The organism is Ruegeria sp. AA6 (assembly GCF_056542865.1).
On record NZ_JBQGAN010000010.1, the window covers coordinates 52,049 to 75,847 of the forward strand.

The window sequence follows — 23,799 nt, forward strand, 5'->3', positions numbered from 1 at the left end:
GGTTCACGCCCGGCGTTTTCATTCACGAAGGACCGCACGATGTCTCGCTACTCGGCCAACGAAATCGAAGCAAAATGGCAAGAGGCCTGGGACAAGGCCGGAATCTTCACCGCCGACCACACGGCGGACAAGCCGAAATACTATGTGCTTGAGATGTTCCCCTACCCGTCTGGCCGAATCCATATGGGACATGTGCGCAACTATACGATGGGCGACGTGATCGCGCGACATAAGCTGGCGACCGGGCACAATGTGCTGCACCCGATGGGCTGGGATGCGTTCGGGATGCCTGCCGAGAACGCCGCGATGGCCATTGGCGGCCACCCCAAGGACTGGACCTATGGCAACATTGCCGACATGCGCGGCCAGATGAAACCTCTGGGCCTGTCGATCGACTGGTCCCGTGAATTCGCCACCTGCGACCCCGAATATTACGGCCAGCAGCAGGCTTTGTTCCTGGATATGCTTGAGGCCGGACTGGTTTATCGCAAGAACGCCGTGGTGAACTGGGACCCGGTCGACATGACCGTTCTGGCGAACGAACAGGTCGAAAACGGACGCGGCTGGCGCTCGGGCGCGCTGGTCGAACGCCGAGAGCTGACGCAGTGGTTCTTCAAAATCTCGGACTATTCCGAAGAATTGTTGGATGCGCTGGACACGCTGGACAATTGGCCCGCCAAGGTCCGCCTGATGCAGGAAAACTGGATCGGCAAGTCGCGCGGCCTGCAATTCGGGTTTGAGCGCACCGATGGCGGAGAGCCGATCACCGTCTATACGACTCGGCCCGATACGCTGTTGGGCGCGTCCTTTGTCGGCATCTCGCCGGATCACCCGATTGCCAAGCAGCTTGAGGCTGAAAATTCCGAAGTTGCTGAATTCGTGGCCGAATGCCGCAAAGGCGGCACCACCGAAGAGGCCATCGAAACCGCCGAGAAGCTGGGCTATGACACCGGCATCCGTGTCAAACACCCGCTGGACCCGAACTGGGAACTGCCGGTCTGGATCGCAAACTTCATCCTGATGGATTACGGCACCGGCGCGATCTTTGCCTGCCCGGCGCATGACCAGCGCGACCTCGATTTCTGCCGCAAATACGGCCTGCCCGTCGTCGATACCTTCTTTGCGCTGGATGACGATACTCCGGTCGACAAGATCGCCTTTGTTCCCCCAAAGACAGAGAAAGTTCGCTGGGTGAACCATTTCGCGGGTCTGACCGAGGCCACAGGCGACGAGGCCATCAACGCCACTGTCGACTTTGCGGAAAAGGCTGGTTGGGGCGAAGGCGTCACCAAGTTCCGCCTTCGTGACTGGGGCCTGAGCCGTCAACGCTATTGGGGTTGTCCGATTCCCGTTGTCCATTGCGAGAAATGCGGCACGGTGCCGGAGAAGAAAGAGAATTTGCCGATTGAGTTGCCCTATGATGATGGCAACGGCAAACCCATCGACTTCTCAATCCCGGGCAACCCGCTGGACCGCCACCCCAACTGGCGGGATACGCCCTGCCCGTCCTGCGGGGCGCCTGCCAAGCGCGAAACCGACACGATGGACACGTTCGTCGATTCGTCCTGGTATTACGCGCGTTTCACCGCGCCGCGTTCTGAGACGCCGACCGATCTGGCCGAGGCCGAGTACTGGATGAATGTCGATCAGTACATCGGCGGCATCGAGCACGCGATTCTGCACCTGCTTTACTCCCGGTTCTTCGCGCGGGCGATGAACATCACGGGCCATCTGCCGAAAAAGGCCATCGAGCCTTTCAACGCCCTTTTCACTCAAGGCATGGTGACGCATGAGGCCTACTTTAGAGAAGTTACAGAGAACCGCGGAGGGGATCAGCCGCCCAAAGTAAAGCGTTCAGATGATCTAATAGTAACAACTTATCCGGCGACGATAACTGCAACACGCAAAGAGTATTTCTTCCCGGAGGAAGTTGAGCGTCGAGGTGAATCAGTCTTCCTCAAAAAGACAGGGGAAGAAATAGAAGCCTTAAGCGCCGTTAAGATGTCGAAGTCCAAGAAGAACGTGGTCGATCCGGTCAACATCATCTCGGCCTTCGGCGCGGATACTGCGCGTTGGTTTGTGCTGTCCGACTCGCCCCCTGAACGGGATGTAGAATGGACAGCATCCGGGGCCGAAGCCGCCTTCAAGCATCTCAGCCGGGTGCATCGCATCGCGTCCGAGATCGCGGAATCGGACAACCCGGCCAACGCCGAGGACGAAACCCTGCTGCGCGAGATGCACAAAGCCATCCATGATGTGACCGGCGGTGTTGAATCCTTTGGCTTCAATGCCTCAATCGCCAAGCTCTATGCCTTCACCAACACGCTGGCGAAATCCAAGGCAGGCACCGACGCCAAGCGTCAGGCCGCCAAGACATTGGCACAACTGATGTCCCCCATGACGCCTCACCTGTCCGAGGAACTCTGGCAGGTGCTGGGCGGTGAAGGGCTGGTTGCAACCGCGCCGTGGCCCGTGGCCGATGAGGCAATGCTGGTCGATGACACCGTTACCCTGCCGATCCAGATCAACGGCAAGCGCCGCGCGGAAATCAGCGTGGCCAAGGATATGGCCAAGGACGAGGTTGAAAAAATCGCGCTCAGCACCGAAGCTGTGCAAAAGGCGCTGGATGGCAATGCGCCGAAGAAGGTGATTGTTGTCCCGGGCCGGATCGTGAATGTCGTTGTTTGATCGCAGAACCCTGTTGAAGATGCCGCTGGCGGCCGGTTTTCTTGTCACCGCCTGCGGTTTTGAACCCGTTTATGCGCCCGGTGGTTCAGGCGCGGAATTGAACGGTCAGGTTCAGGTATCGGCCCCAAGCACCACAGATAGCTACCAGTTGGTTCAGAACCTTGAGCAACGGCTGGGCCGCAGCGCAAGCTCGGGCAACGCCTACGCTCTGGACGTGAGTGTCGCCACCGTGACACGGGCTGCCGCGATCACGACGACGAACGAAACCAATCGCTATTCCATTGACGGCGAGGCGACCTACACCCTCAGATCGAATGCAACCGGGCAGGTGGTAGCCTCTGGCTCTGTCGAAAACTTCGTCGGATATTCCGCTGCCGGATCAACAGTTTCGACACTGGCTGACGAACGGGACGCAAAGAAACGGTTGATGGTGATTCTCTCCGATCAGATCGTAAACGAGCTGTATGCAACGCCGGGTCTTGGCGCATGAAGCTTAGCCCGCGCGAGGCGGAAGGGTATTTCGCCCGTCCAGACGCCGACAAGGCCGGGCTACTGATCTACGGCGCAGATGCGATGCGCGTGGCGCTTAAACGCCAGCAGGTTCTGGCCGCCCTGCTGGGTGCCAATGCCGAAGAGGAAATGCGCCTGACCCGTATGCCCGGAGCCGACCTGCGTAGTGATCCCGCGTTATTGCTGGACGCAGTCAAAGCGGTAGGCTTCTTCCCTGGCCCGCGCGCCGTTTTTGTCGAGGACACCACGGACGTCGCCGCCCCCGCGATCATCGCCGCGTTCGAGGATTGGGCGCCCGGCGACGCTCAGATCATTGTCACTGCCGGGCAACTGAAACCCAGCTCAAAAATCCGCAAGGCGTTCGAGGCGCACCCGGCTGCCTATGCGGTTGGCATCTATGACGATCCGCCTTCGCGTGGCGAGATCGAGCGGATTCTGACTGAGGCCGGTTTGCAGAACATCCCGCGCGACTCGATGTCCGCGCTTGCGGAACTCGCCACCGGGATTAGCCCAGGCGATTTCACGCAATCCATTGAAAAACTGTCCCTTTACAAACGCGGCGACAATTCCGAACTGACCATCGAGGATATCGAAGCCTGCGCGCCGCGCTCGACCGAGGCCGCGCTGGACGATGTTCTGAATGTCGTCGCCGAAGGCCGCGCCGGAGAGATTGGTCCGCTGATCCGTCGCTTGCAGTCACAAGGCACCAACGCGGTCAGCCTGTGTATTGGCGCGACCCGGCATTTCCGAACTTTGTATGCCTGCGCCTCCGATCCCGGCGGGGCGGCACAGGGAATCGGCAAGCTGCGCCCGCCAGTTTACGGCAAGCGTCGCGACCGGATTTTGCGGCAGGCACAAGGATGGGGCGCGCCCAAATTGCAGACCGCGTTGACCGTTCTCACCGATACCGACTTATCACTGCGTTCGGCCGGTCAAACAGCGCCAGCAATGGCACTGGTCGAACGCGCGATGATCCGTCTGGCGATGCTGGCGCGGTCTCGTTAACGCGTACTCAACCAGTTCGCCGCCGCGCGTCCAGCCCACCGCCCCGTCGCCAAGCAGGCCGTCAACAGGTAGCCACCTGTCGGCGCTTCCCAATCCAGCATCTCACCGGCGCAGAACACGCCGGGCATCGCCGTCAGCATCAACTCGTCATTTAGAGCAGCACGCTGAACGCCACCCGCCGTCGAAATCGCTTCGTCCATTGGGCGCAAACTGGCGTACCGGATCGGCAGGTGTTTCAGCGCGCCTGCCCATTGCGCTTGTGGCAACCCGTTGCTTTTGACCATCTCATGAAACAGCGCCACTTTCTGCGGTGGCAAGTGCAGTGACTTCTTCAGCCATTGTGACAAGGTGGTCTTGGGTTTCTTTGCCTCTAGCCGAGACTGCAGCGTCGCTGATTCCAGATCAGGCACCAGATCAACGTGTAGGGATGCGTCTTCTCGCAGGGCTGGCGTCAAAGAATACAGCCCCCCACCTTCCAGCCCGGTTGCCGAAATCGTTGCCTCACCGCGGCTTTGCGACGCTCCGGCCGTCCAGCGCACCGATTTCAAGGCTGCGCCGAAATGCGGCTGCATGTGGGGGCTCCAATCGACGGACAGCGCCGAATTCGCCGGGGCAAAGGGCGCAACCTCGACCCCCTGTTCCCGCAGAGACCCGACCCACTGGCCGTCTGATCCCAATCGAGCCCAGCTTGCTCCGCCCAGTGCCAATATGGTGACGCCCGGCGTGACCCGATGCGTGCCATCCGGTGTGTCGAACAGCAACGCATCACCGTCCCACCCCAACCAACGCCAGCGGGTTTTGATCTGAACACCCGCAGCACCCAGCCGCCCAAGCCAAGCGCGCAACAAGGGTGAGGCTTTCATCACCGTTGGAAACACCCGACCGGTCGAGCCGGTGAACATCTCCTGCCCTAACTTCTGCGCCCAGCCCTGTATCGCGGCGGCATCGAATTCAGCTATCATCGGGCGCAGCCAATCCGCCGCTTCGCCGTAGGCCGGCATGAATGCCTCGAATGGTTCGTCCTTGGTTAGATTCAAACCCGATTTACCCGCCATCAGGAACTTGCGCGCGACCGAGGGCTTGGCCTCAGCCACCAAAACGTCATGACCGGCAGCAGCCAATTCCTCGGCCGCCATCAGGCCCGCAGGACCCGCCCCGATTACAACTGCCAGCGCCATTGCCGCCCTCTTGCCTTCCGCGCCATCGGGCGCAAGTTTGTCCCTGTCATGTCAAACAACGATCCGATCTGCCCACTGTGCGACCGCCCCATCCCGGATGGGGGCGGCAGCCTGCACCATCTGATCCCAAAACTCAAAGGGGGCAAGGGCGGTCCTACGGTATTGCTGCACATCATCTGCCACAAAGAGGTTCACGCCACCCTGACTGAGGGTGAGTTGGCGCGAGAGTTCAACACAGTCGAAGCCCTGCGCGCCCATCCCCGGCTGGAGAAATTCCTGAACTGGGTTCGCAAGCGCCCACCCGGATTTCGATCAAAAGTGCCGGGGACACGCCGTGGGCGCTGATCAATCGGGGCGTACCGGGTCGCCGAACGCATCGCGAGTCGTCTCAGTTAGCCCCTCAAACGCCAGCCCCCGGTAATCCGGTGCGGGCGCAAATTGCGCCCCGGCAAGGTGCTGAAATTCAAGCGTGGTATAGGGGCGTTTCCACAGCCATTCGCGGTTTTCGACCGACCATGGGTCAGGGTTCGGCGGCACGTCATCTGTGAAGGCATAAAAATGCAGATCGAACCCGTACTGCGCCACGTCCTGTACCGAAAGCAGGCGCATACCCTGCGCGCGACAGAACGCGTCTTCGGTGGCAATGTCCCCTGTGCGCAGGGTGATCTGGCCGATACAGGCCTTGGCGAAAGGATCGGCGGGGTCGGCGGCATTCTCGGGGCGATTGCCTTCGAAATCATGCTGCAGCAGCTCAATCACAAAGCCTTCGGGGTCTTTCAGGTGGCACATATAACCGATGTCGAGGAATTGTTTTGGGTTCGAAACCTCAACTCCTTTTTGACGCAGATACGCGGCGGCAAGGTCGACGTCCGGCACGGTGACCCCGATTTTCCAATACCGCTGCCCGCCATCGTGAATATAACCGCCCCCACCCGGCATCAGCAGCAAATCGGCATCCTGCCCGGCATATCCGATCCGCCGGTTTGGCCCGTGTGCGCGGGCGATCATGCCCAAGGTATCCGTGTAAAACCCGGCCAAGCGGTCCGGGTCGGCGACACGTAGCAGCACAGCGGACAAAGTCATCGGCACATCCTTGCAATTCCGGCTGCAATGTCGGGATCGGCGGACAGGCTGTCTGCCACAAGCGCATGCGCCGTTGGAATCAACTGGTCAGGTTCCACCACGCGGTCGATCAGCCCGAATTCATAGGCCTCGGCCGCTGTAACCTTTTGACCGGCCATCAATATCATCTTGGTGCGCGCAGGACCGATCAGGGCAGCCATGCGCACCGGGTCAGAGGGCTGCGGCAGAAAGCCCAGCTTCATCACCGGGTAAAAGACCTTGGCCTGTGGCACCGCGATGCGAAGATCACAGGCCAATACCATACCGTTTGCACCGCCAGCCAGCGTTCCGTTCAACGCGGCCACCGTCAGACATGGCAAGGCGGCGATGGCTCCCGACAACTTCTCCCACAAGTCCGAGGTCGCCAGCCCGGCCCGCGCCTCATCCAGGTCGGCCCCGGCGCTGAACACCTTGCCAGCACCGGTCAGGATCAAGGCGCGGGCGTCGCTCGCGGCCTGTGCGATTTCGATCAGTTCGGTCAGCATCGTGCCGGTTAGCGCGTTGGCCTTTTGCGGGTTGTTGAGCGTGACCGTCCACAACCCATCCACTTTGGTCAGGTCAATCACGTCAGGCCAACCCTTTTGCGGATATCCTCGCGCCGCAACGAGATTTCGGTACCCAGAAACTCATCCGCATCCGCCGAGCACATCCACAACAGCGCCCGCGCGGGCCAATCGGCGGGGATGTGATCGCTCCAGTCCAGTTGGCTGACGGCGTTGATGCCGCTGGCCTTGATGACCCGTTGCATATCCGTGGCCACAGTGCCCGGAGACAGACCCATGGCGCGGATGCCGTGAATCGACTCTTCAAGATGCAGGCATTCAGTCAGCATCTTGGCCCCTGCCTTCGAGGCGCAATAGTGACTCCACGCTTCTATCGGGTTTGAAGCCGCGCCAGACGAAACCGTGATCACCGTGCCCCCACCTGCGGCGCGCATGACCGGCAGCGCCGCGCGCATTCCGTAGAAAACCCCTTTGAGGTTGATGTCGATGGCCGCACTCCATGCCGCGACATCAGCGTTGGACAGGTGAAAGATCGGATCTATGACGCCTGCATTGCCAATCAGCACGTCCAGCCCCCCGAACCGCGCGACGCAATCGGCGACAGCCTGTTCAACCTGCGCAAAATCGCTGACATCGCATTGCAGCGCGATCGCGTTGTCGCCCAAAGCCTCAGCCAGCGCCTCTATCTGATCACGATTGCGTGCAACCAGCGCGACGTTCGCCCCCGCTGCGGCAAATACGCGCCCTGCCTCGGCTCCGATGCCGCGGCTGGCCCCTGTGATAAGTACGGTTTTCCCCTGCATATGAACCCTGTACCTCCGTTGTTTTGAGATTGTGTGAATCTCTACCGCGCGAACGGGGAAAGGGTCCAGCCCTTGCCCCTTGACGCCCGCCGCCGCAAGCACGACGATGCCCGCAAAATTGATCACGAAGGGTTCTATAATGTCCGTTTTCCTTCGCCGCAGCAGCGGCGCAGTTTTGGCCTATGCCATTGTCACCCAGGGCGCATTTGCCGATGTCACCGCGCAGCAGGTCTGGGACGACTGGCAGGCGTATCTGACTCAGATGGGCTATACGGTAACGGCCGAACAAACCACGTCCGGCGATGTGACCACGATCACCGAAATGACCGTTGACGCACCTGTGCCGGATACGGGCGGATCGTTCACGATGAGCATGCCGCAGATGACGCTGACCGAAAACGGCGATGGAACCGTCAGCGTCGGTTTGCCCGAAAGCTTCCCCATGACCCTGTCCGGCGAGGAAGAGGGAGAGGAATTCACTGTCGATATCGAATACTACCACACCGGGCTAGAGATGGTTGTTTCGGGCGACCCCGACGACATGACCTATGATTATTCCGCATCCACGCTTGGCATGAAGTTGGGCGAACTGCAGGTCAATGACGAGACCGTGCCGGATGACATTATGGCCATGGACCTGGCAATGACCGACCTGACCGGCACTTCGCAGATGAAAATCGGCGAGACACGCTCGGTCGACCAGAACATGACCGCCGCCGGGCTGTCCTATGATCTGGCATTCAACGATCCCGAAGGGTCCGATGACGGCAAGATCAACGGAAATCTGGGCCAGCTGAACTTTGAAGGCACCAGCGTGATCCCGGCCGATTTCGACGGTACCGATCCGCAGGCCTTCTTTGAGGGCGGTTTCTCGTTCTCGGGTCTGTTCACCTATGCTTCGGGCCAGACCTCGATTGCGGGGACTAGCGAAGGTCAGGCTTTCTCGATGGGCAGCGAATCCGACGGCGGACGGTTCGGCATCAGCATCGACGAACAACGTCTGGCCTATGATGTTGAACAAAACAGCGCCAAACTGGCGGTGACCACCGCTGAACTGCCATTCCCGATTGAGATTGCGATGGCCAATGCCGGGATAAAATTCGAATTCCCGATTCAGGAATCCGAGGAAATTCAGCCTTTTGGCTTTGCCATGAACCTGACGGATTTCACCATGTCGGACGTTCTGTGGAGCATCTTCGACCCGGCCGGCGCACTGCCGCGTGATCCTGCAACAATTGCGCTGGATGCCACCGGGACTGCCAAGATCCTGACGAATTTCTTCGACCCCGCCTCAATCGAAGCACTCGAGACATCGGGCGAAGCGCCCGGTGAGCTGCATTCGCTGAAAATCAATGAACTTCTGGTATCGCTGGTGGGTGCCAAACTGACTGGCAACGGCGATTTCACGTTCGACAACTCGGGCGCGACCGAGATTGACAGCCTACCGACTCCGTCGGGCGTTGCGAACCTGCAGCTGGTGGGCGCCAACGCACTGATCGACAAGCTAATCAGCATGGGTCTGGTGCAAGAAAACCAAGCCATTGGCGCGCGCATGATGATGGGCATGATGGCAGTCCCAGGCGAAGAACCCGACACGCTGAATTCGAAAATCGAATTCACCGAAGACGGGCAAATTCTGGCCAACGGTCAGCGCATCAAATGATGTCGGGCGGGCGGAGCTGGAACAGAGCTTCGCCCTCGACTGATTTAAGGATGCAGGTCCAGCTCTTGTGTTAACGCCCGGGCGATACGTCGACCGACTTTTTTGCCATTGAACAATGCCGGTACCGGGTGCTGATCTGCGATCGGCACCATGTGAAACCGATGGTTTCCGTCATAAAACTTGAAATTGGTTTCACACAGGAAAAAACGCCCTGTATTCGCGCATGGCAATATGTCGTGCGCATAGAGCCCAACGCCGAGCGCCTTTTTTATGCCTTTGGCAATTGACTGTATTTGGTCCAGATTTGGCTGTATGAGTGTACGGTGAAAATGTTGGATCAAGCCCGGGTCGACAGGTGTGTCCCGCGTATGAACGCTGGGTTCTATTCCAGCGCGTATCCAGGAAAACAGCACTTGCTCACCAATAGCTTGTGCCCGAATGCAAACATTCCAGAGCTCACCACCATACTCATACCGGCAATCCACATATTCCGTGTTGTAACGCGCGGGATTCAGCTCGTCCGCCTCGCTGATCAATTGCACTGGAACATGCGCATTCGATATTTGGTTTGAAAAAACGGTATCGAAACGGTCGCCCGCCTCGATTAGTTTGGGCATTGGCACACCTGCAGCCGAGAGAACTTTGTTCTGGCGGATCTTGTGGCCAACGACACGACCATGTTCGACAGAATGAAGGATTTTGTACCCCATCGCAGCCAACTCGACTTCGCGAGCGCGCAACCAATCGACTTTTTGGTGCTGCACGACAAAAAGTTCGTTGTAGTGCAACAAGACATAGCTTTTTGGGTCGCTTGTCGGGCCGCGCTCAATCAACTCGCGGAACGTAAGAACTTCTGCGGAAACCTGCAGCTTCCTCAGGATCATGGTAAAGCGTTTTATGACAGAGGCTGACCCTTTGCCCTTGGCGACGACATGAGGCTCATCAAAGTCAACAACGAAAAACTGAGCCAAACCACACTCTCCTATGTGTCATCATTTGCAGGGGTAAAATTTCAACCCGCAATAAAGACGGACCTGCAAGTTTGTAATTCGCCTCATCTAATGGAAGTTCGGACAGAAATGTAAAGTCTTTGGCTACCCGATATGTGTTTGTCCAATTTTTCAGGGTTTGGCGCAGCATCTGTCGGTCCTGGGGCCTTGCGGGACGGGCAGTCCAAGGCTAGGTCCAATGCATTACAACCGGAGGCCGCATGACCCGCACACCTGAAGAAATCAGCCATTCCCTGCTGGACGCGGCACGCAAAGCCGGGGCCGATACGGCGGATGCTATTGTGATTGAAGGCTCTTCGGTGTCAGTCGAAGTGCGCGGTGAGGCACTGGAACACGCCGAACGATCCGAGGGCACCGATCTTGGATTGCGCGTATTTCTGGGCAAGCGCCAAGCCATCGTGTCCAGCTCGGACAGCCGGCCCGAAACTCTGACCGCGATGGCCGAACGGGCCGTTGCCATGGCTTGCGAAGCCCCCGAAGACCCATTCACCGGGCTGGCCGACGAAAATCAACTGGTCAAGGGCTGGGATCTGTCTGCGCTGGAACTGTTCGACCCATCGCCGGAGCCTGCCGCCGAGGATTTGTTGCGCGACGCGTTGACCGCTGAGTCCGCAGCACTGTCGGTCGAAGGGGTCTCGCAAGTATCCGATGCGGCAGCGGCTTATGGCACACACCGGGTGCATCTGGCAGCGACCAACGGCTTTTCCGGTGGTTATGTGCGCAGTAGCCGGTCAACCTCTTGCGTGGCGATCTCGGGCGAAGGCACGGGAATGGAACGTGACTATGACGGCGACAGCCGCACGTTCCAAATTGACCTGCGCAATCCCGAAGACATTGGCCGCAGCGCGGGTGAGCGTGCCGTGGCCTTGGTTGGCGCGCAAAAACCCGCGACGGGCACCTTTCCGGTCCTGTTTGACGAACGTATCTCATCCTCGCTGATCGGTCATCTGCTGGCGGCCAGCAACGGTGCCGCCATCGCCCGCGGGGCATCGTGGCTTAAGGACTGTTTGGGCGAACAGGTAATGCCAGAACATCTGTCACTGATCGAAGACCCGCACCGTCCGCGCATCGCGGGTTCGCGCCCATTCGATGCCGAGGGGCTGGCAACGCAACGGCGCGCAATCGTCGAAAACGGCGTTCTGACGGGTTGGACGCTGGATCTGTCCAGCGCGCGCAAGCTGGACATGACCTCAACCGGGAATGCCGCACGCGGCGTGTCCGGCCCGCCCTCGCCCAGCAACTGGAACCTGAGCCTGACGCAGGGCGAGCACAGCCGTGAAGACCTGCTGCGCGACATGGGCACCGGGCTTCTGGTAACGTCGATGATTGGATCGACCATCAACCCGAATACAGGCGACTATTCGCGCGGCGCCTCGGGTTTTTGGGTCGAGAACGGGGAAATCACTCACCCTGTCAACGAATGTACCATCGCGGGCAACTTGCGCGATATGCTGAAACGGATCATCCCGGCCAACGATGCGCGACCTTACCTGTCGCGGGTGGTTCCGTCGGTGCTGATCGAAGGAATGACACTTGCCGGCAGCTGACCTGCACCTTCTGATTGACGCCGCGCACGAAGCCGGAAAGATCGCCACCCGCTACTCGGGCGAAACTGCGCAACGCTGGGACAAACCCGACGGCGCGGGACCCGTGACCGAGGCTGATCTGGCCGTCAACGCCATGCTGGAACAGCGCTTGCCAGCCGCCCGCCCCGGCTATGGCTGGCTGAGCGAAGAGACCGAGGATTCCGACGACCGCCTGACAAAAGATCGGGTGTTCATCATCGACCCGATCGACGGAACACGCAGCTTTGCCGAAGGATCGCGCACATGGGCGCATTCCTTTGCCGTTGCGGATCAGGGTGAGGTGGTTGCGGCCGTGGTCTACCTACCACAGCGCGATCTGCTCTATGCTGCCGCCAAGGGGCTAGGGGCGACGTTGAACGGGAAGGCGATCCAAATCTCCAAGGTTTCAGACCTAAAAACCGCCCAGATTCTGGCGGCCAAACCCAATTTGGACCCGCGCCATTGGCGGCAAGGACAGGTTCCCGTGTTCAACCGGGTCTACCGGCCGTCTCTGGCCTACCGGATGGCCGTGGTTGGACAAGGTCGGTTTGACGGAATGCTGACGCTGCGCCCCAGCTGGGAATGGGATATCGCCGCCGGAGACCTGATCATTCGCGAGGCAGGAGGCATCTGTTCCGACCGGCTGGGCCATCCCTTGCGCTTCAACAATGCGCATCCACGTCTGAACGGCGTGATTGCAGCGGGTGCACCCGTTCACCACGCTTTGCACGCGAAACTTGACCCGAACAGCGCTGGTATCAGCCCATGAGCAAACCGCGCTCCCTTAGCTTGGCTGCCTATCGGGTTCTGTCCTGGGGCGTACCAGGTTCGGCCAACCAACCCCACATCCCGCGCCCCGAAGGCGAGGTGATTTGGGTGCACATCAACTCACAGAACCGCCAACGAGCTGTTGTCGATTTCTGCCGCAGACTGCGGCAGGCCCGACCAACGTTGAACGTGCTGCTGACGGCCCCTCCGGAAGCCGATTTGCGGAGCTGGGAACAGGTGGACTATCCCCTGATCAACCTGCCCCAAGATCAGAGCGGCGCAGCACGCGCGTTTCTGGATTACTGGCATCCGGATATTGGTCTGTGGGTCGGTGGTGGGCTGATGCCCAACGTGATCACGCGCGCCGATGAGCACGACATCCCCCTCATTCTGATCGAAGCTCAGATCGACATCAAAGTCTCGCGCGGAGCCAAGTGGCTGCCAGATATCACCCGGTTCACGCTTGACTGTTTCAAGTCCATTCTCACCACGAAAACCGAGACAGCTCGGTCGATCCGGCGCCTTGGTATCTTTTCGGAAAAGGTCTTGGAAGCCCCGCCCTTGCAGGTCAGCGCAAACCCTGGTCCCTGGCCCGAGGATGAGCTGATCGAAACCAACCACGCTTTGGCTGGCCGTCCGGTTTGGCTGGCGGCATATGTGCAGGACACAGAGTTCATATCGGTCCTCAGCGCCCACCGTCAGGCTATGCGAATACTGCCACGGCTGACACTGGTGCTGCACGTGGCAGACATGGCCGAGGCCGAGCCATTGCACCGGCGGTTAGAAGCCATGGATTTACGCTGCACCAACTGGGACAGCGTTGGGCAGATCGAAGACACAACACAGGTCGTTCTGACATCCGAGCCGGAAGACCTTGGCTTGTGGCACCGGGTGTCACCTGCGACATTCATGGGCAACTCGCTTGAACGTGGCGCAGGGGGGCACGATCCACTTATCGCCGTGGCGCTTGGTTCGGCCTTGGTTCATGGTCCGTTTGTACACCAGCACCAGCACATATACGATCAGCTGGATCGGGCTGGGGCAGCGCGCTCTGTCCGGTCAGCGACCGAACTGGGCGACGCCGTGGTCGAGCTGCTGTCGCCTGACCGAGCCGCAGATATGGCGCTGGCCGGGTGGGAAATCGTGTCCGAGGGTGCACCACAGGCGGATCAACTGATCGACATGGTGCAAGACTGTCTGGACCAACGGAGTGCAGATTGATGCGAGCACCTGATTTCTGGAACACCGCACCTGACCAGTTGGATTTGCGCGCACGCCTTCTGGCACCATTGGGACGCGCCTATGCCGCTGCGACTGCGCGGCGGATTGCATCAGACACCGGTTTCAAACCGGGCGTCCCCGTTATCTGCATCGGCAACCTGAATGCGGGCGGCACCGGCAAGACCCCGACCGTGATTTGGATGATCGAGCAACTGCGCGATGCCTGGCATGAAACGCATGTGGTGACACGCGGTCATGGCGGCTCGTTAGAAGGGCCGGTGCGGGTTGACCCAAGCAAGCATACGGCTGCGCAGGTCGGGGACGAACCGCTCTTGCTGGCCGCTTTTGCCGAAGTTTGGGTCGCCAAGGACCGCGCCGCCGGGGCCCGCGCCGCAGCCGAGGCTGGCGCGACGGTGATTGTCTTGGATGACGGGTTTCAGAACCCTTCGGTCGCCAAGGATTTCTCTGTCATCGTTGTGGACGCGGCGCGCGGGTTCGGCAATGGCCTGTGCCTTCCCGCCGGGCCTTTGCGGGAACCCGTCGACATCGGGCTGAAGCGCGCTGATCTGGTGCTGTCTCTGGGTGATGCGGATGCACAGACTCAATTTACCGACCGTTGGGGCCAAAGTCTGACTGTCCCCCATGCCACAGGCGCGGTGCAACCGCTGCAAACCGGCATGGATTGGAGCGACACGCCCGTTTTGGCCTTTGCCGGCATCGGCCACCCCGAGAAATTCTTCGCCACGCTCCGCCAGCAAGGTGCAGCCCTGCTACGGGCCGAAGCGCTGGACGATCACCAGCCGCTGACCCCAGCCCTGATGACACGACTGGAAAACGAAGCCCGCATGCTGGGCGCGCAAATGGTAACAACGGAGAAAGACGCTGTGCGACTGCCCACTGCATTTCGCAGCAAGGTCGTCACTCTGCCTGTGCGTCTGAACATGGATGAGGTCGACAAGGTGCGCCAGATGCTGCTGCAGGTTGCCCCGTCGCCCTGAAGGGCGACCGGCCCGAAAGCCGGTCGCACAAGGCAGTTAGCTGCCCAATTCGTCCTCGATCAGCTTTTTGAAGTCGGCGTAAGACTGGTTGTCGACCTTCTTGCCGTTCACGACGAAGGACGGGGTCGACTGAATGCCATCACGTTCGGCGTTTTCCTGGTACCAAGCCACCAGAGTCTGGGCTTGGGTGCCATCCTGCAGACAGGCTTCTAGCTGATCATTGTCGATACCGGCCAAACGTCCGATTTTGCGCAGCTCGTCCACGATCTCGGCCGGGCCACCGGCTTTGGTCCATTCGGACTGGCCTTCATAGATCAGGTCGGAAATGCCAAAGAACTTCTCGGGCCCACCACAGCGCGCAACCATTGAAGCCCACAGGCCATAACGGTCGAAATACACTTCGCGGTAGATGAACTTGACCTTACCAGTGTCGATGAAGTCTTTTTTCAGCTGCTTATACGCGCCATTGTGGAAATTCGCACAGTGCGGGCACGTATAAGATGCGTATTCGATGATCTCGACCGGCGCGTCCTCAGCGCCCTGCACCATCTCGACAATGGTCGAGGTGTCCAGATCGGCCTCTTGCGCCTCGGCACTGCTGACCAGAGGATATGACGGAGAGGAATTCGACAGCGACAGCCAATAGCCGCCTGCGGCTATGGCGACCGCAGCGCAGATTCCGGTTGCAATACGGCTCATTTCTCAGCCCTTTCTCAGCGTTTCTGCTTGGATAAAACGTTACGGCCCAGACGTTCAAGTGCCGCGCGCAGGTCACCATCGTGAACATCGCGAGCGGTTCTGTCCGCTTCGGCCTCGATTTCCGGGTCTAATTTGGGTTTCGCCGCTTTCGGCTTGTGGTCGAAACTGGCTTGCCCCTCGGCAAATCCGGTTGGAGCGGTCTGGGTGATGCGCACTCGGCTGATGGCGTTATAGCCGTAAACCGCATTCACCTTGCCGCGTAGCTGTTCCTTTTGCATCTCAAGCATCGGGGCCTGTGGACCGGTGGTCAGAACAGTCAACGTCGCGCCGATGCCACCCTTTCCATACCCAACATTCACAGGCCGTGCGATGGCAGCTATGTCCTGCCCTACGATCTCGGCCCAATGGGTCAGCAGCCGCGATACGGCAAAACCCCGGCTTTCACCGGCGCGCCTGATCTGGCCGTTCAGCAATGTCGCGGTGCGTTTGAACCCGCGTGTCGAAGAACGTCTGCGCTGCATCTGGTTTCCAACTCCTGCGCGGCTATTGTAAAGAGCGTGACACCGGGCGCCAGCGAAACCCGACAGGGAGATAGTTAAAAATTGCGTGACAGCATTCAACCAGACCTGAGCGGGGCGTTACTGGCCTGGTACGACCGCCATGCCCGCGAAATGCCCTGGCGTGTCAGCCCGGCGGACCGCGCAGCAGGTGTCATGCCCGATCCCTATCGCGTTTGGCTATCCGAGGTGATGCTGCAACAGACCACCGTGGCCGCCGTGCGCGACTATTTTATGCGCTTTACCACGCGCTGGCCCACAGTTCAGGCGTTAGCCGCTGCGCCGGATGATCAGGTCATGGGAGAATGGGCCGGGTTGGGTTATTACGCCCGCGCCCGCAACCTGCTGAAATGCGCCCGTGTTGTGGCCGAAGACCACGAAGGCGTTTTTCCAGACACCTACGACGCCCTGTTGGAGCTACCCGGTATCGGCCCCTATACCGCCGCCGCCATCTCGGCGATCGCCTTCGATCGGCCCGAGACGGTGCTGGACGGCAATGTCGAGCGAGTCATGGCCCGGCTTTACGACATCCATGCGCCGCTGCCAGGTTCAAAACCCCTGCTGAAAGACAAAGCTGCCGCACTGACGCCGGATGCGCGGCCCGGCGACTATGCGCAGGCGGTGATGGATTTGGGCGCCACGATCTGCACTCCGAAATCTCCGGCCTGTGGCATTTGCCCCCTGCGCGACCCCTGTCAGGCGCGCGCGGCCGGAACACAGGCCGAGCTGCCGCGCAAGACGCCGAAGAAGCCCAAACCCACGCGGTACGGCCACATCTATATCGCCCAACGCCCCGATGGTGCCCTGTATTTGGAACGTCGCCCAGATAAAGGGCTGCTGGGTGGTATGCTGGGTTGGCCGGGGTCCGACTGGACCGAGGCACCGGTTGAATCCCCACCGTTCAAGGCAGATTGGCAAATCCTTCCGGGCGAAGTGCGTCACACCTTTACCCATTTCCACCTGATCCTGCGCATCTGGTCCGCCTCGGTCTCAGCCGATTCGCCGCCCAACAGGCTAATCGCCATCGAGAAACACGATTTCCGCCCCAGCGACCTGCCAACTGTGATGCGCAAGGCCCATGATCTCTGGCGCAACCGGTAACCTACGGTCAGTATTGTGCGGTCGCTGGAACTGACGCTAGGTTGAGCTCGATCGTTCGGAGCCGCCCCATGATTTCATCAGAGACCCTGTCCCGCTGGCAACCGGCCCTGCCATTCTGGATCTCGTTTCTGCTGATCCCGCTTGTCTGGTTCACCGCTTTAGCGGGCGGTTGGTGGGTCCTGTTGGTGCCGTTGTCGACGTGGTGGGCCTTTGCGGTGCTGGACCGCGTCACGGGGTTGGAATTGAACAACGCCGACCCCGATACACCCGATTCCAACCTGCACTGGTATATCCTGTTGACCAAGCTCTGGGTTCCGGTGCAATTCCTGACCCTGTTTGGTCTGATCTGGTACGCCACACATACCGACCACCTGTCGACAGCAGCCAAGGTCGGGCTGTTCTTTGGCATGGGCGTGATCTCGGGCACAATCGGGATCAACTACAGCCACGAGCTGATGCATCAACAAGGGCGTTTGGAACGCTGGCTGGGCGATTTTCTTCTGGCGATGGTGCTGTACTCTCATTTCCGCTCGGAACACCTGCTGATCCATCACCGCTATGTTGGCACCCCCCGAGACCCCGTCACCGCGCGCTATAACGAGGGCTTCCACCGCTTTTACCCACGTGTCCTGAAACAATGCCTGCTCTCTGCCTTTCGGGCCGAGCGTGACAAGCTGGCCCGCAAAGACCGCCCTTGGACTGACCCTGCGAACCCCTTCTGGCGCTATTGGGCTCTGCAAGGCGCTATGTTGGGACTGGCTTTCGCAATAGGTGGCTGGTCCGGTCTCACCCTGTTCCTGATCCAGGCCGGGGTCGCGATCTGGCAGCTTGAACTGGTCAACTATGTCGAGCACTACGGCCTGACCCGGAAACATCTGGGCGAGGGCAAATACGAACACGTCCAGCCCCGCCACTCGTGGAACGCATCACAAAAAGCGTCAAACTGGCTGTTGATCAATCTGCAACGCCACTCGGACCACCACTACAAACCCAACCGCCGCTTTCCGCTGTTGCAGCACCACCACGAAGATACAGCCCCACAACTGCCCTATGGCTATCCTGTTATGACTGTGGCGGCCATGATCCCGCCGCTCTGGCGCCGCGTCATGAACCCACGCGTCCGTGCCTGGCGACGTCAATACTACCCCGAGGTCACGGACTGGGCACCCTACAACACATCGCAGAACCCGCTGCCGCGCGCGTGACCGCAGCGCGCGTCAGCGCGCTGCCCGGCCCAACGATCTGCCTTGCATCTTGATGCATGGCAGATCGGCGGGAGCCTTCACTGCGCCCAAACCCAGACATCCATCGGTTTCTCTACTCCTCGAACCGCTCGATTTTCGTGTGTCTCAAATCCTTCCATCAACTCGGATACACGATGACCTTCTGCACCCATCCGGTCACGGATCGCATCACTTACGACAACTCTTGCCTGAAATTCGCGGGTCATCGCCTCCAGCTTGGCCGCCACATTCACCGCATCTCCAATTACCGCAAATTCCAGCCGGTTGGCCCCGATATCACCCAAAACGACCGAGCCATAGTGGACCCCAATCCCAACATGAATCTCGGGCTCTCCGGCGCGGCGGCGTTCAACATTCCAGCGATCCATCACCGCAACCATATCGCGGGCGCAGGCCACGGCATTACTGGCGTCCTGCGACGTCGGAACCGGAGTGCCAAACGTGGCCATCAAGCCATCGCCCAGATACTTGTCCAGCGTTCCATGATGGCGGAATACTTCAGCTTCCATTCGGGCATGAAAGCCCCGCAGTACCTCAATCACTTCGTAAGGGTCACGCCCTGCGGCATATTTTGTGAACCCGACGATGTCGATGAACAGAACCGCGATGTTTTCTTTGCGCACCTGCTTTAGCGGCTCGTCGTTCTGGCTTAGCTCCTCCACCACGTTCGGCGAGAAATAGCGCGACAGATTTGCCCTCTCCCGCTCCAACCCGGCATTGGTCATCAGCAACCGGTTGAGCCGCCGCATCGACACGCCCAGCGTCACCGCCACCATCACGAACACAACAACCTGCTGAATGCGCAGGTTAGGGAGAAAGCTGTTGGGGTCCATGAGTTCTGCCACGTCCGGATAACCCGCCAACGCCTCGGCCACACGCTCGCTGATGCCCGGGATCGGAGTCGCAACCCACCACGCGATAACCCATCCAGCCGTCCAAATCATCGCAGTCCAAGACCCGATCGCAACCACCGTCCGCCAGGAATAGGCCAGGGTTCCAGCCGCCAGAATGATGAAGAAATATTGAAAGTTATCAAACCGGTATTGCATGGCCAAAGGCCGAACATCGTCACTGAACGGGTTGGGTACGATCATGGCCAAAGTCATGATCAGCAAGTCCACAAAAATCAGCAGCAATTCTGTTCGCGACTGTCCCACTCGACCTGCTCGGCGTATCAACCAACCGTTGGCGCAGATAATTAATAAAACGAAGTGATACCACAGAACTTCCCATTGCGGGTTGAGGAAGATCAGCAACACACCAGTCAACGCCATCGCGATCCAGCGGGCGCGGACGGCAAGTTCCAGCCCTTCGCGTTTGTGACGCTCCAGCGCGGCTTCGGTGTATTTGTTATCCAGATCGTAGCTGTCAGGCCGCGTCACAAAGAACCGGCCAAAGCGGGACTCGCTGACTGAAACATCCGACATTGCACAAGCTCCTTCACTGCAACGCAGGATACAGAAGGCGCAGTTTCAAACCAGATGCCCGACAAAACAAAAGACCCCGCCGTGGTCGGCGGGGCAAGGCGTAGTGCCTAGTGTCAGGCCACAGGCACCGGCGGTGTTCGTAAAATCAGTTCATCTCGGCCCGGATCTGTTGGCGCAGCACGTCGATCGGCACTGTCTTGCCGTCGCGTTTAAAGCACCAATAGGTCCAGCCATTGCAGGACGGCGCGTTTTCCAGATGTGCGCCCACCTGATGGATCGAGCCTTTGACATTGTCGCCCACCAGCGTGCCATCGGCCCGAACTTTGGCCTTGTGACGCTGGTTCATGGAATAGAGTTCCTCGCCCGGGCGCAGCATGCCGCGTTCGACCAACTGACCAAAGGGGACGCGCGGCTCGGCGCGTTTGCTGGCGCTGACCTCCAACGCCTCGCGGTCGAACTTGCGAACCTTGGCGATGCGTTTTTCGGCAACCTTGCGATAGCTTTCCTCGCGCTCGATGCCGATGAATTCGCGGCCCAGCATCTTGGCGACCGCACCAGTCGTACCTGTGCCAAAGAACGGGTCCAAAATCACATCACCCGGATTGGTCGAGCCGATCAGCACACGGTGCAACAGCGATTCCGGCTTTTGCGTCGGATGGGCCTTGTCGCCATTTTCGTCTTTCAGGCGCTCATGCCCGGTGCAGATCGGCAGTACCCAGTCACTGCGCATCTGCACGCCTTCGTTCAACGCTTTTAGCGCTTCGTAGTTGAACGTGTACTTCGCGCCCTCTCGCTTGGACGCCCAGATCATCGTCTCATGCGCATTGGTGAACCGCTTGCCGCGGAAATTCGGCATCGGATTCGACTTGCGCCAGACGACATCATTCAGAATCCAGTATCCCGCGTCCTGCAGCGCCGTGCCCACGCGGAAGATATTGTGGTACGAGCCAATCACCCAGATCGCGCCGTTCGGCTTGAGCAGACGATGCGCGGCCTTCAGCCAGTCACGTGTAAACTGGTCATAGGCGCCAAAGCTGGAAAACTGATCCCAGTGATCGTCAACCGCATCCACCTGGCTGTTATCGGGACGGTGCAACTGACCTTTCAGCTGCAGATTATAGGGCGGATCCGCAAAAATCAGGTCAACGGACGCCTCGGGAAGACTGTTCATCACATCGATGCAGTCCCCGGATAGAATCGTGTTTAAAGGGAGCGCTTTTGCGCCCTTTTTGGTGGTCGTTGTCATTCGTACTGCCTCAAGTATCCACGGCGCTTTTGCGCTCATTTGGTTGAGACAAGGATGAGTCAAAGTCGAATCGCCGTCAATTTCTTTTTTGAATCAGCGACTTACGATTTACTCTTGATACAAGATATTGTGTACTGGTTTGAATGAACGTCTATGGTGTGGGGTCACGCCAAGATTTCGCAGCGCCTCTTTGTGTTGTTTCGACGGATATCCGGCGTTTGTCTCCCAGCCATAGCCCGGATGCTGTTGCGCCAAATCCACCATCAATTGATCGCGCCAGTTTTTGGCAATGATCGAAGCCGCCGCAATCGACACCGAGCGCGCGTCGCCCTTGACCACGGCCTGCGACGGAATTTTCAGACCCCGAGGTATCATATTGCCATCAATCAACAGAAAATCTGGCGCCGGATCCAAGGCCGCCACTGCCCGCGCCATCGCCAGATGCGAGGCGCGCAGGATATTGATCTCGTCTATTTCGGTCACTGAGGCTTCGGCCACCGAAAACTCGGCCCGTTCCCGCAGTGCGCAATCCAATACTTCTCGGCGTCTGGCCGTCAGTTTTTTGGAATCATTCAGTCCTTCGGGAATATCATCCGGGTTCAGGATAACCGCCGCGGCGACCACCGGCCCGGCCAGCGGCCCCCGGCCAACCTCATCCACGCCCGCAATCCGTGTGCAGCCCCGCGCCAGCAGCGCCTGTTCAAGTTCATAATCCGGAGTCGTCATCCCTTGGGCAAACCTCGTTTTGCCTCTCATCGCAAGAAAAAAGAGAGGGCAGCTTACGCCACCCTCTCCTGCGCAGCGCTTCTGTGACGCCGCTCCTGCTCGAAACCTTTACCTTTTACTCACCCGATATCCTTTCTGGCGCATACAACCGGGGTGGTACGCCCGTTTGACCTTTTTGCCGTCCCAGAATTCGACTTTGCACTGATTGGGCAGGCTATTGCTGTGTTTGTAATACTTGCTCAGGCATTTTTGGCTCCAAAGCTTTTGCCTGGGCGAATACCCTCCGAACTTAACCAAGCATCGTTGCGGCAGATCATATCGCGCGACACGCTGCGGCAGCGGGCGGATGTGGTGCGGCCTGTGCTTCGGCTTTTTGTACACATGGTTCTGAGGCGCCTTATATATGTGATTGTAGTTATGCGTCACGGTGTTCTTTTTTCTTTCGTCGCTGAAGTGCTTCACTGCGGCGCCGATCAACGCAATTGCTGCCAGCCCTCCAAGGATATCCTTTGCATCGGCCGCCCGCGCCTGCGACGCCGAAATGCCAGTAATGGCAACAGCCGACGCAACAATAAGGGCGATAAATTTCTTATGCATGGTGCTTGTCCTTCAATAGTCTTGAGGTGACCCTTTACTGGGCTATGAGTTCGATGGCCTGACACTGGCTGCCCCCCGTTCAGACAAGCAATAACGGGTCGGTGTTATCCGATATCAGCGCCCCGAAACCCCTTATGTTATTGAATATCCTGCCGACCCATGCGCAGGATGCGGCCTATGAAACAGATCCTATCTTCTCTGGCCGTTCTGGCCCTGATATCGCTTGGTACCACCGCGTCGGCGGCTGATTGCTATGCCGACTACAAGGCCAAGCAGGATAATCCGCTGCGTCTGCATTATGGCGTCATGCAGGTGTCGTCTTGCGGCAAAGGAAAGGCCAAGAAAGAGGTCGCCCAGCGCCTGAAAGGGTCCGGCTGGACCTTGCTGAACGTCATGTCCGTATTCGGACCGGAAGGGTTGGACAAAAGGAAGGCCAATGCCGGAAAATTCTATCTCCGTTACTGAGGCCCGCCGATCCGGTGTCAGACTGGTCGGGGCAGGCATCGCGGCCATCGTGGTGATTCTGGTGACGGCGGCGATCTTCCTGTTCTGGACCCTGCCCGATGCAAACGCCTTCAACGCGCGGGTCGAGCGGTTGTTCATCGAAAGCGATCTGACGTCGCAGACCGAAATCCGGCTGCTTGAGATCTTGGCCCAATCCGGCACTGCCTTTGCCGACACATTGTCGAGCTACCGGATGGTGATTTTCGTGCTGCTGGTCTTCGCGACCGCCATGCTGGTCACGGCGTTGGTCTTTCTGGTGATGCTTGTCACTTTGAACCGGCGGATGGCACAGATCGAACGCACCGGCATTCAGGTGACCTCGTTGCTGATTAGCCGAGAAGAAAACACCGTTTACCTGAACAACATGGATTTCAAACTGACCCCAGCCGCGATGGAGACCCTGTCAGTGCTGGCCGAATCCCGACTTGATGACGAGGTCCTGTCGGGCGTTCAGATCGAAGCCATGATTTCGGGCAAAGATGCCGCCGACTGTGACGAAGCCGCAGGAGCCACCCGGATAAAACGGCTGCGCGATGCTTTGGGCAATCAGATGGTCAGCGAATTACTGGTCAAAAACATCGCCAAAAAGGGCTATATGCTTTCGATCGAAAAAGACGTGATTCAGATGGTCTGATCCTTTCGCATCGCACAGTGCACGTGCGGT

24 protein-coding genes are annotated in these 23,799 nt (G+C 59.1%); 13 read left to right on the top strand and 11 right to left on the bottom strand.

Annotated features, from left to right (window positions below; translation table 11 throughout):
• Positions 1-39 precede the first annotated feature (39 nt).
• From leuS to holA, 3 genes are read left to right on the top strand one after another with little or no spacing between them, the layout of a single operon-like run.
• Complete coding sequence (gene leuS / locus ACR0LN_RS13305; RefSeq protein WP_480430237.1) at positions 40-2,688, top strand: leucine--tRNA ligase; 2,649 nt, start codon at positions 40-42, stop codon at positions 2,686-2,688.
• On the top strand, positions 2,675-3,178 hold the full coding sequence (gene lptE / locus ACR0LN_RS13310; RefSeq protein WP_480430239.1) for an LPS assembly lipoprotein LptE: 504 nt from the start codon (positions 2,675-2,677) through the stop codon (positions 3,176-3,178). Before leuS ends, lptE begins: the two co-directional genes overlap by 14 nt.
• On the top strand, positions 3,175-4,203 hold the full coding sequence (holA, locus tag ACR0LN_RS13315; RefSeq protein ID WP_480430240.1) for a DNA polymerase III subunit delta: 1,029 nt from the start codon (positions 3,175-3,177) through the stop codon (positions 4,201-4,203). The genes lptE and holA overlap by 4 nt, the downstream gene beginning before the upstream one ends.
• On the opposite strand, the gene ACR0LN_RS13320 is transcribed toward holA, so the two are convergent.
• Positions 4,200-5,381: a TIGR03862 family flavoprotein gene (locus ACR0LN_RS13320; protein WP_480430241.1), complete on the bottom strand. Its 1,182-nt coding sequence runs from the start codon at positions 5,379-5,381 to the stop codon at positions 4,200-4,202. The genes holA and ACR0LN_RS13320 overlap by 4 nt on opposite strands.
• Before the next feature lie 48 nt (positions 5,382-5,429).
• On the opposite strand from ACR0LN_RS13320, the gene ACR0LN_RS13325 reads away from it, so the two are divergent.
• Positions 5,430-5,726 (top strand): HNH endonuclease, encoded by a 297-nt coding sequence (locus tag ACR0LN_RS13325; RefSeq protein WP_480430242.1) that lies wholly within the window; start codon positions 5,430-5,432, stop codon positions 5,724-5,726.
• Here ACR0LN_RS13325 and ACR0LN_RS13330 read toward each other — a convergent pair whose 3' ends face one another.
• From ACR0LN_RS13330 to ACR0LN_RS13340, 3 genes are read right to left on the bottom strand one after another with little or no spacing between them, the layout of a single operon-like run.
• A complete protein-coding gene (locus tag ACR0LN_RS13330) occupies positions 5,727-6,464 on the bottom strand; it encodes a VOC family protein (RefSeq protein WP_480430243.1) in 738 nt (245 codons plus the stop codon).
• The gene (locus ACR0LN_RS13335) at positions 6,461-7,069 is read right to left on the bottom strand and encodes an enoyl-CoA hydratase/isomerase family protein (protein ID WP_480430245.1); all 609 of its coding nucleotides are present in this window, start codon (positions 7,067-7,069) and stop codon (positions 6,461-6,463) included. Before ACR0LN_RS13335 ends, ACR0LN_RS13330 begins: the two co-directional genes overlap by 4 nt.
• Complete coding sequence (locus ACR0LN_RS13340) at positions 7,066-7,809, bottom strand: SDR family oxidoreductase (RefSeq protein ID WP_480430366.1); 744 nt, start codon at positions 7,807-7,809, stop codon at positions 7,066-7,068. The genes ACR0LN_RS13335 and ACR0LN_RS13340 overlap by 4 nt, the downstream gene beginning before the upstream one ends.
• Positions 7,810-7,948: 139 nt before the next feature.
• Between ACR0LN_RS13340 and ACR0LN_RS13345 the strand changes: the two genes are divergently transcribed.
• The gene (locus ACR0LN_RS13345) at positions 7,949-9,472 is read left to right on the top strand and encodes a DUF2125 domain-containing protein (protein ID WP_480430246.1); all 1,524 of its coding nucleotides are present in this window, start codon (positions 7,949-7,951) and stop codon (positions 9,470-9,472) included.
• 44 nt (positions 9,473-9,516) lie between these two features.
• Here ACR0LN_RS13345 and ACR0LN_RS13350 read toward each other — a convergent pair whose 3' ends face one another.
• On the bottom strand, positions 9,517-10,443 hold the full coding sequence (locus ACR0LN_RS13350; protein WP_480430247.1) for a hypothetical protein: 927 nt from the start codon (positions 10,441-10,443) through the stop codon (positions 9,517-9,519).
• Positions 10,444-10,682: 239 nt separating this feature from the next.
• Between ACR0LN_RS13350 and ACR0LN_RS13355 the strand changes: the two genes are divergently transcribed.
• Genes ACR0LN_RS13355 through lpxK form a run of 4 tightly spaced genes read left to right on the top strand, consistent with a single transcriptional unit; the run spans position 10,683 to position 15,034 of the window.
• Entirely contained in the window at positions 10,683-12,029 is a 1,347-nt protein-coding gene (locus tag ACR0LN_RS13355) for a TldD/PmbA family protein (RefSeq protein ID WP_480430248.1), read from the top strand.
• Positions 12,016-12,816, top strand: a complete 801-nt coding sequence (locus ACR0LN_RS13360) for an inositol monophosphatase family protein (RefSeq protein ID WP_480430249.1) — start codon at positions 12,016-12,018, stop codon at positions 12,814-12,816. The genes ACR0LN_RS13355 and ACR0LN_RS13360 overlap by 14 nt, the downstream gene beginning before the upstream one ends.
• Complete coding sequence (locus ACR0LN_RS13365; RefSeq protein WP_480430250.1) at positions 12,813-14,036, top strand: 3-deoxy-D-manno-octulosonic acid transferase; 1,224 nt, start codon at positions 12,813-12,815, stop codon at positions 14,034-14,036. The genes ACR0LN_RS13360 and ACR0LN_RS13365 overlap by 4 nt, the downstream gene beginning before the upstream one ends.
• Entirely contained in the window at positions 14,036-15,034 is a 999-nt protein-coding gene (lpxK, locus tag ACR0LN_RS13370; protein ID WP_480430251.1) for a tetraacyldisaccharide 4'-kinase, read from the top strand. Before ACR0LN_RS13365 ends, lpxK begins: the two co-directional genes overlap by 1 nt.
• A 36-nt stretch (positions 15,035-15,070) precedes the next feature.
• Here the strand turns inward: lpxK and ACR0LN_RS13375 are convergent, their stop codons facing one another.
• A complete protein-coding gene (locus ACR0LN_RS13375; RefSeq protein WP_480430252.1) occupies positions 15,071-15,733 on the bottom strand; it encodes a DsbA family protein in 663 nt (220 codons plus the stop codon).
• 14 nt (positions 15,734-15,747) lie between these two features.
• Positions 15,748-16,254, bottom strand: a complete 507-nt coding sequence (locus ACR0LN_RS13380) for a DUF721 domain-containing protein (RefSeq protein WP_480430253.1) — start codon at positions 16,252-16,254, stop codon at positions 15,748-15,750.
• An 81-nt stretch (positions 16,255-16,335) separates the two neighbouring features.
• Between ACR0LN_RS13380 and mutY the strand changes: the two genes are divergently transcribed.
• On the top strand, positions 16,336-17,391 hold the full coding sequence (gene mutY / locus ACR0LN_RS13385; protein ID WP_480430255.1) for an A/G-specific adenine glycosylase: 1,056 nt from the start codon (positions 16,336-16,338) through the stop codon (positions 17,389-17,391).
• 68 nt (positions 17,392-17,459) lie between these two features.
• Positions 17,460-18,596 (top strand): alkane 1-monooxygenase, encoded by a 1,137-nt coding sequence (locus ACR0LN_RS13390; RefSeq protein WP_480430256.1) that lies wholly within the window; start codon positions 17,460-17,462, stop codon positions 18,594-18,596.
• Between the two features lie 77 nt (positions 18,597-18,673).
• Here ACR0LN_RS13390 and ACR0LN_RS13395 read toward each other — a convergent pair whose 3' ends face one another.
• The 4 genes from ACR0LN_RS13395 to ACR0LN_RS13410 all read right to left on the bottom strand — a co-directional run bounded on the left by ACR0LN_RS13395 (position 18,674) and on the right by ACR0LN_RS13410 (position 22,631).
• Positions 18,674-20,062 carry an adenylate/guanylate cyclase domain-containing protein gene (locus tag ACR0LN_RS13395; protein WP_480430258.1) on the bottom strand — a complete coding sequence of 463 codons (1,389 nt, stop codon included), beginning with the start codon at positions 20,060-20,062 and terminating at the stop codon, positions 18,674-18,676.
• Positions 20,063-20,207: 145 nt separating this feature from the next.
• Positions 20,208-21,308: a DNA methyltransferase gene (locus ACR0LN_RS13400; RefSeq protein WP_480430259.1), complete on the bottom strand. Its 1,101-nt coding sequence runs from the start codon at positions 21,306-21,308 to the stop codon at positions 20,208-20,210.
• A gap of 108 nt (positions 21,309-21,416) precedes the next feature.
• On the bottom strand, positions 21,417-22,034 hold the full coding sequence (locus tag ACR0LN_RS13405; protein ID WP_480430260.1) for a ribonuclease HII: 618 nt from the start codon (positions 22,032-22,034) through the stop codon (positions 21,417-21,419).
• A 108-nt stretch (positions 22,035-22,142) separates the two neighbouring features.
• The gene (locus ACR0LN_RS13410; RefSeq protein ID WP_480430262.1) at positions 22,143-22,631 is read right to left on the bottom strand and encodes a hypothetical protein; all 489 of its coding nucleotides are present in this window, start codon (positions 22,629-22,631) and stop codon (positions 22,143-22,145) included.
• Positions 22,632-22,808: 177 nt separating this feature from the next.
• Between ACR0LN_RS13410 and ACR0LN_RS13415 the strand changes: the two genes are divergently transcribed.
• Together ACR0LN_RS13415 and ACR0LN_RS13420 are read left to right on the top strand one after the other, a co-directional pair.
• Positions 22,809-23,096, top strand: a complete 288-nt coding sequence (locus ACR0LN_RS13415) for a hypothetical protein (protein ID WP_480430264.1) — start codon at positions 22,809-22,811, stop codon at positions 23,094-23,096.
• Positions 23,068-23,769, top strand: coding sequence for a winged helix-turn-helix domain-containing protein (locus ACR0LN_RS13420; protein WP_480430266.1), 702 nt, complete (start codon positions 23,068-23,070; stop codon positions 23,767-23,769). Before ACR0LN_RS13415 ends, ACR0LN_RS13420 begins: the two co-directional genes overlap by 29 nt.
• Positions 23,770-23,799 lie beyond the last annotated feature (30 nt).

What these genes read in the sequence shown, in the direction of transcription:
- leuS (WP_480430237.1), top strand. Translation starts at nt 40, where the DNA reads ATGTCTCGCTACTCGGCCAACGAAATCGAAGCAAAATGGCAAGAGGCC.
- lptE (WP_480430239.1), top strand. Translation starts at nt 2,675, where the DNA reads ATGTCGTTGTTTGATCGCAGAACCCTGTTGAAGATGCCGCTGGCGGCC.
- holA (WP_480430240.1), top strand. Translation starts at nt 3,175, where the DNA reads ATGAAGCTTAGCCCGCGCGAGGCGGAAGGGTATTTCGCCCGTCCAGAC.
- ACR0LN_RS13320 (WP_480430241.1), bottom strand. Translation starts at nt 5,381, where the DNA reads ATGGCGCTGGCAGTTGTAATCGGGGCGGGTCCTGCGGGCCTGATGGCG.
- ACR0LN_RS13325 (WP_480430242.1), top strand. Translation starts at nt 5,430, where the DNA reads ATGTCAAACAACGATCCGATCTGCCCACTGTGCGACCGCCCCATCCCG.
- ACR0LN_RS13330 (WP_480430243.1), bottom strand. Translation starts at nt 6,464, where the DNA reads ATGACTTTGTCCGCTGTGCTGCTACGTGTCGCCGACCCGGACCGCTTG.
- ACR0LN_RS13340 (WP_480430366.1), bottom strand. Translation starts at nt 7,809, where the DNA reads ATGCAGGGGAAAACCGTACTTATCACAGGGGCCAGCCGCGGCATCGGA.
- ACR0LN_RS13345 (WP_480430246.1), top strand. Translation starts at nt 7,949, where the DNA reads ATGTCCGTTTTCCTTCGCCGCAGCAGCGGCGCAGTTTTGGCCTATGCC.
- ACR0LN_RS13355 (WP_480430248.1), top strand. Translation starts at nt 10,683, where the DNA reads ATGACCCGCACACCTGAAGAAATCAGCCATTCCCTGCTGGACGCGGCA.
- ACR0LN_RS13365 (WP_480430250.1), top strand. Translation starts at nt 12,813, where the DNA reads ATGAGCAAACCGCGCTCCCTTAGCTTGGCTGCCTATCGGGTTCTGTCC.
- lpxK (WP_480430251.1), top strand. Translation starts at nt 14,036, where the DNA reads ATGCGAGCACCTGATTTCTGGAACACCGCACCTGACCAGTTGGATTTG.
- ACR0LN_RS13375 (WP_480430252.1), bottom strand. Translation starts at nt 15,733, where the DNA reads ATGAGCCGTATTGCAACCGGAATCTGCGCTGCGGTCGCCATAGCCGCA.
- ACR0LN_RS13380 (WP_480430253.1), bottom strand. Translation starts at nt 16,254, where the DNA reads ATGCAGCGCAGACGTTCTTCGACACGCGGGTTCAAACGCACCGCGACA.
- ACR0LN_RS13390 (WP_480430256.1), top strand. Translation starts at nt 17,460, where the DNA reads ATGATTTCATCAGAGACCCTGTCCCGCTGGCAACCGGCCCTGCCATTC.
- ACR0LN_RS13395 (WP_480430258.1), bottom strand. Translation starts at nt 20,062, where the DNA reads ATGTCGGATGTTTCAGTCAGCGAGTCCCGCTTTGGCCGGTTCTTTGTG.
- ACR0LN_RS13400 (WP_480430259.1), bottom strand. Translation starts at nt 21,308, where the DNA reads ATGACAACGACCACCAAAAAGGGCGCAAAAGCGCTCCCTTTAAACACG.
- ACR0LN_RS13405 (WP_480430260.1), bottom strand. Translation starts at nt 22,034, where the DNA reads ATGACGACTCCGGATTATGAACTTGAACAGGCGCTGCTGGCGCGGGGC.
- ACR0LN_RS13410 (WP_480430262.1), bottom strand. Translation starts at nt 22,631, where the DNA reads ATGCATAAGAAATTTATCGCCCTTATTGTTGCGTCGGCTGTTGCCATT.
- ACR0LN_RS13415 (WP_480430264.1), top strand. Translation starts at nt 22,809, where the DNA reads ATGAAACAGATCCTATCTTCTCTGGCCGTTCTGGCCCTGATATCGCTT.
- ACR0LN_RS13420 (WP_480430266.1), top strand. Translation starts at nt 23,068, where the DNA reads ATGCCGGAAAATTCTATCTCCGTTACTGAGGCCCGCCGATCCGGTGTC.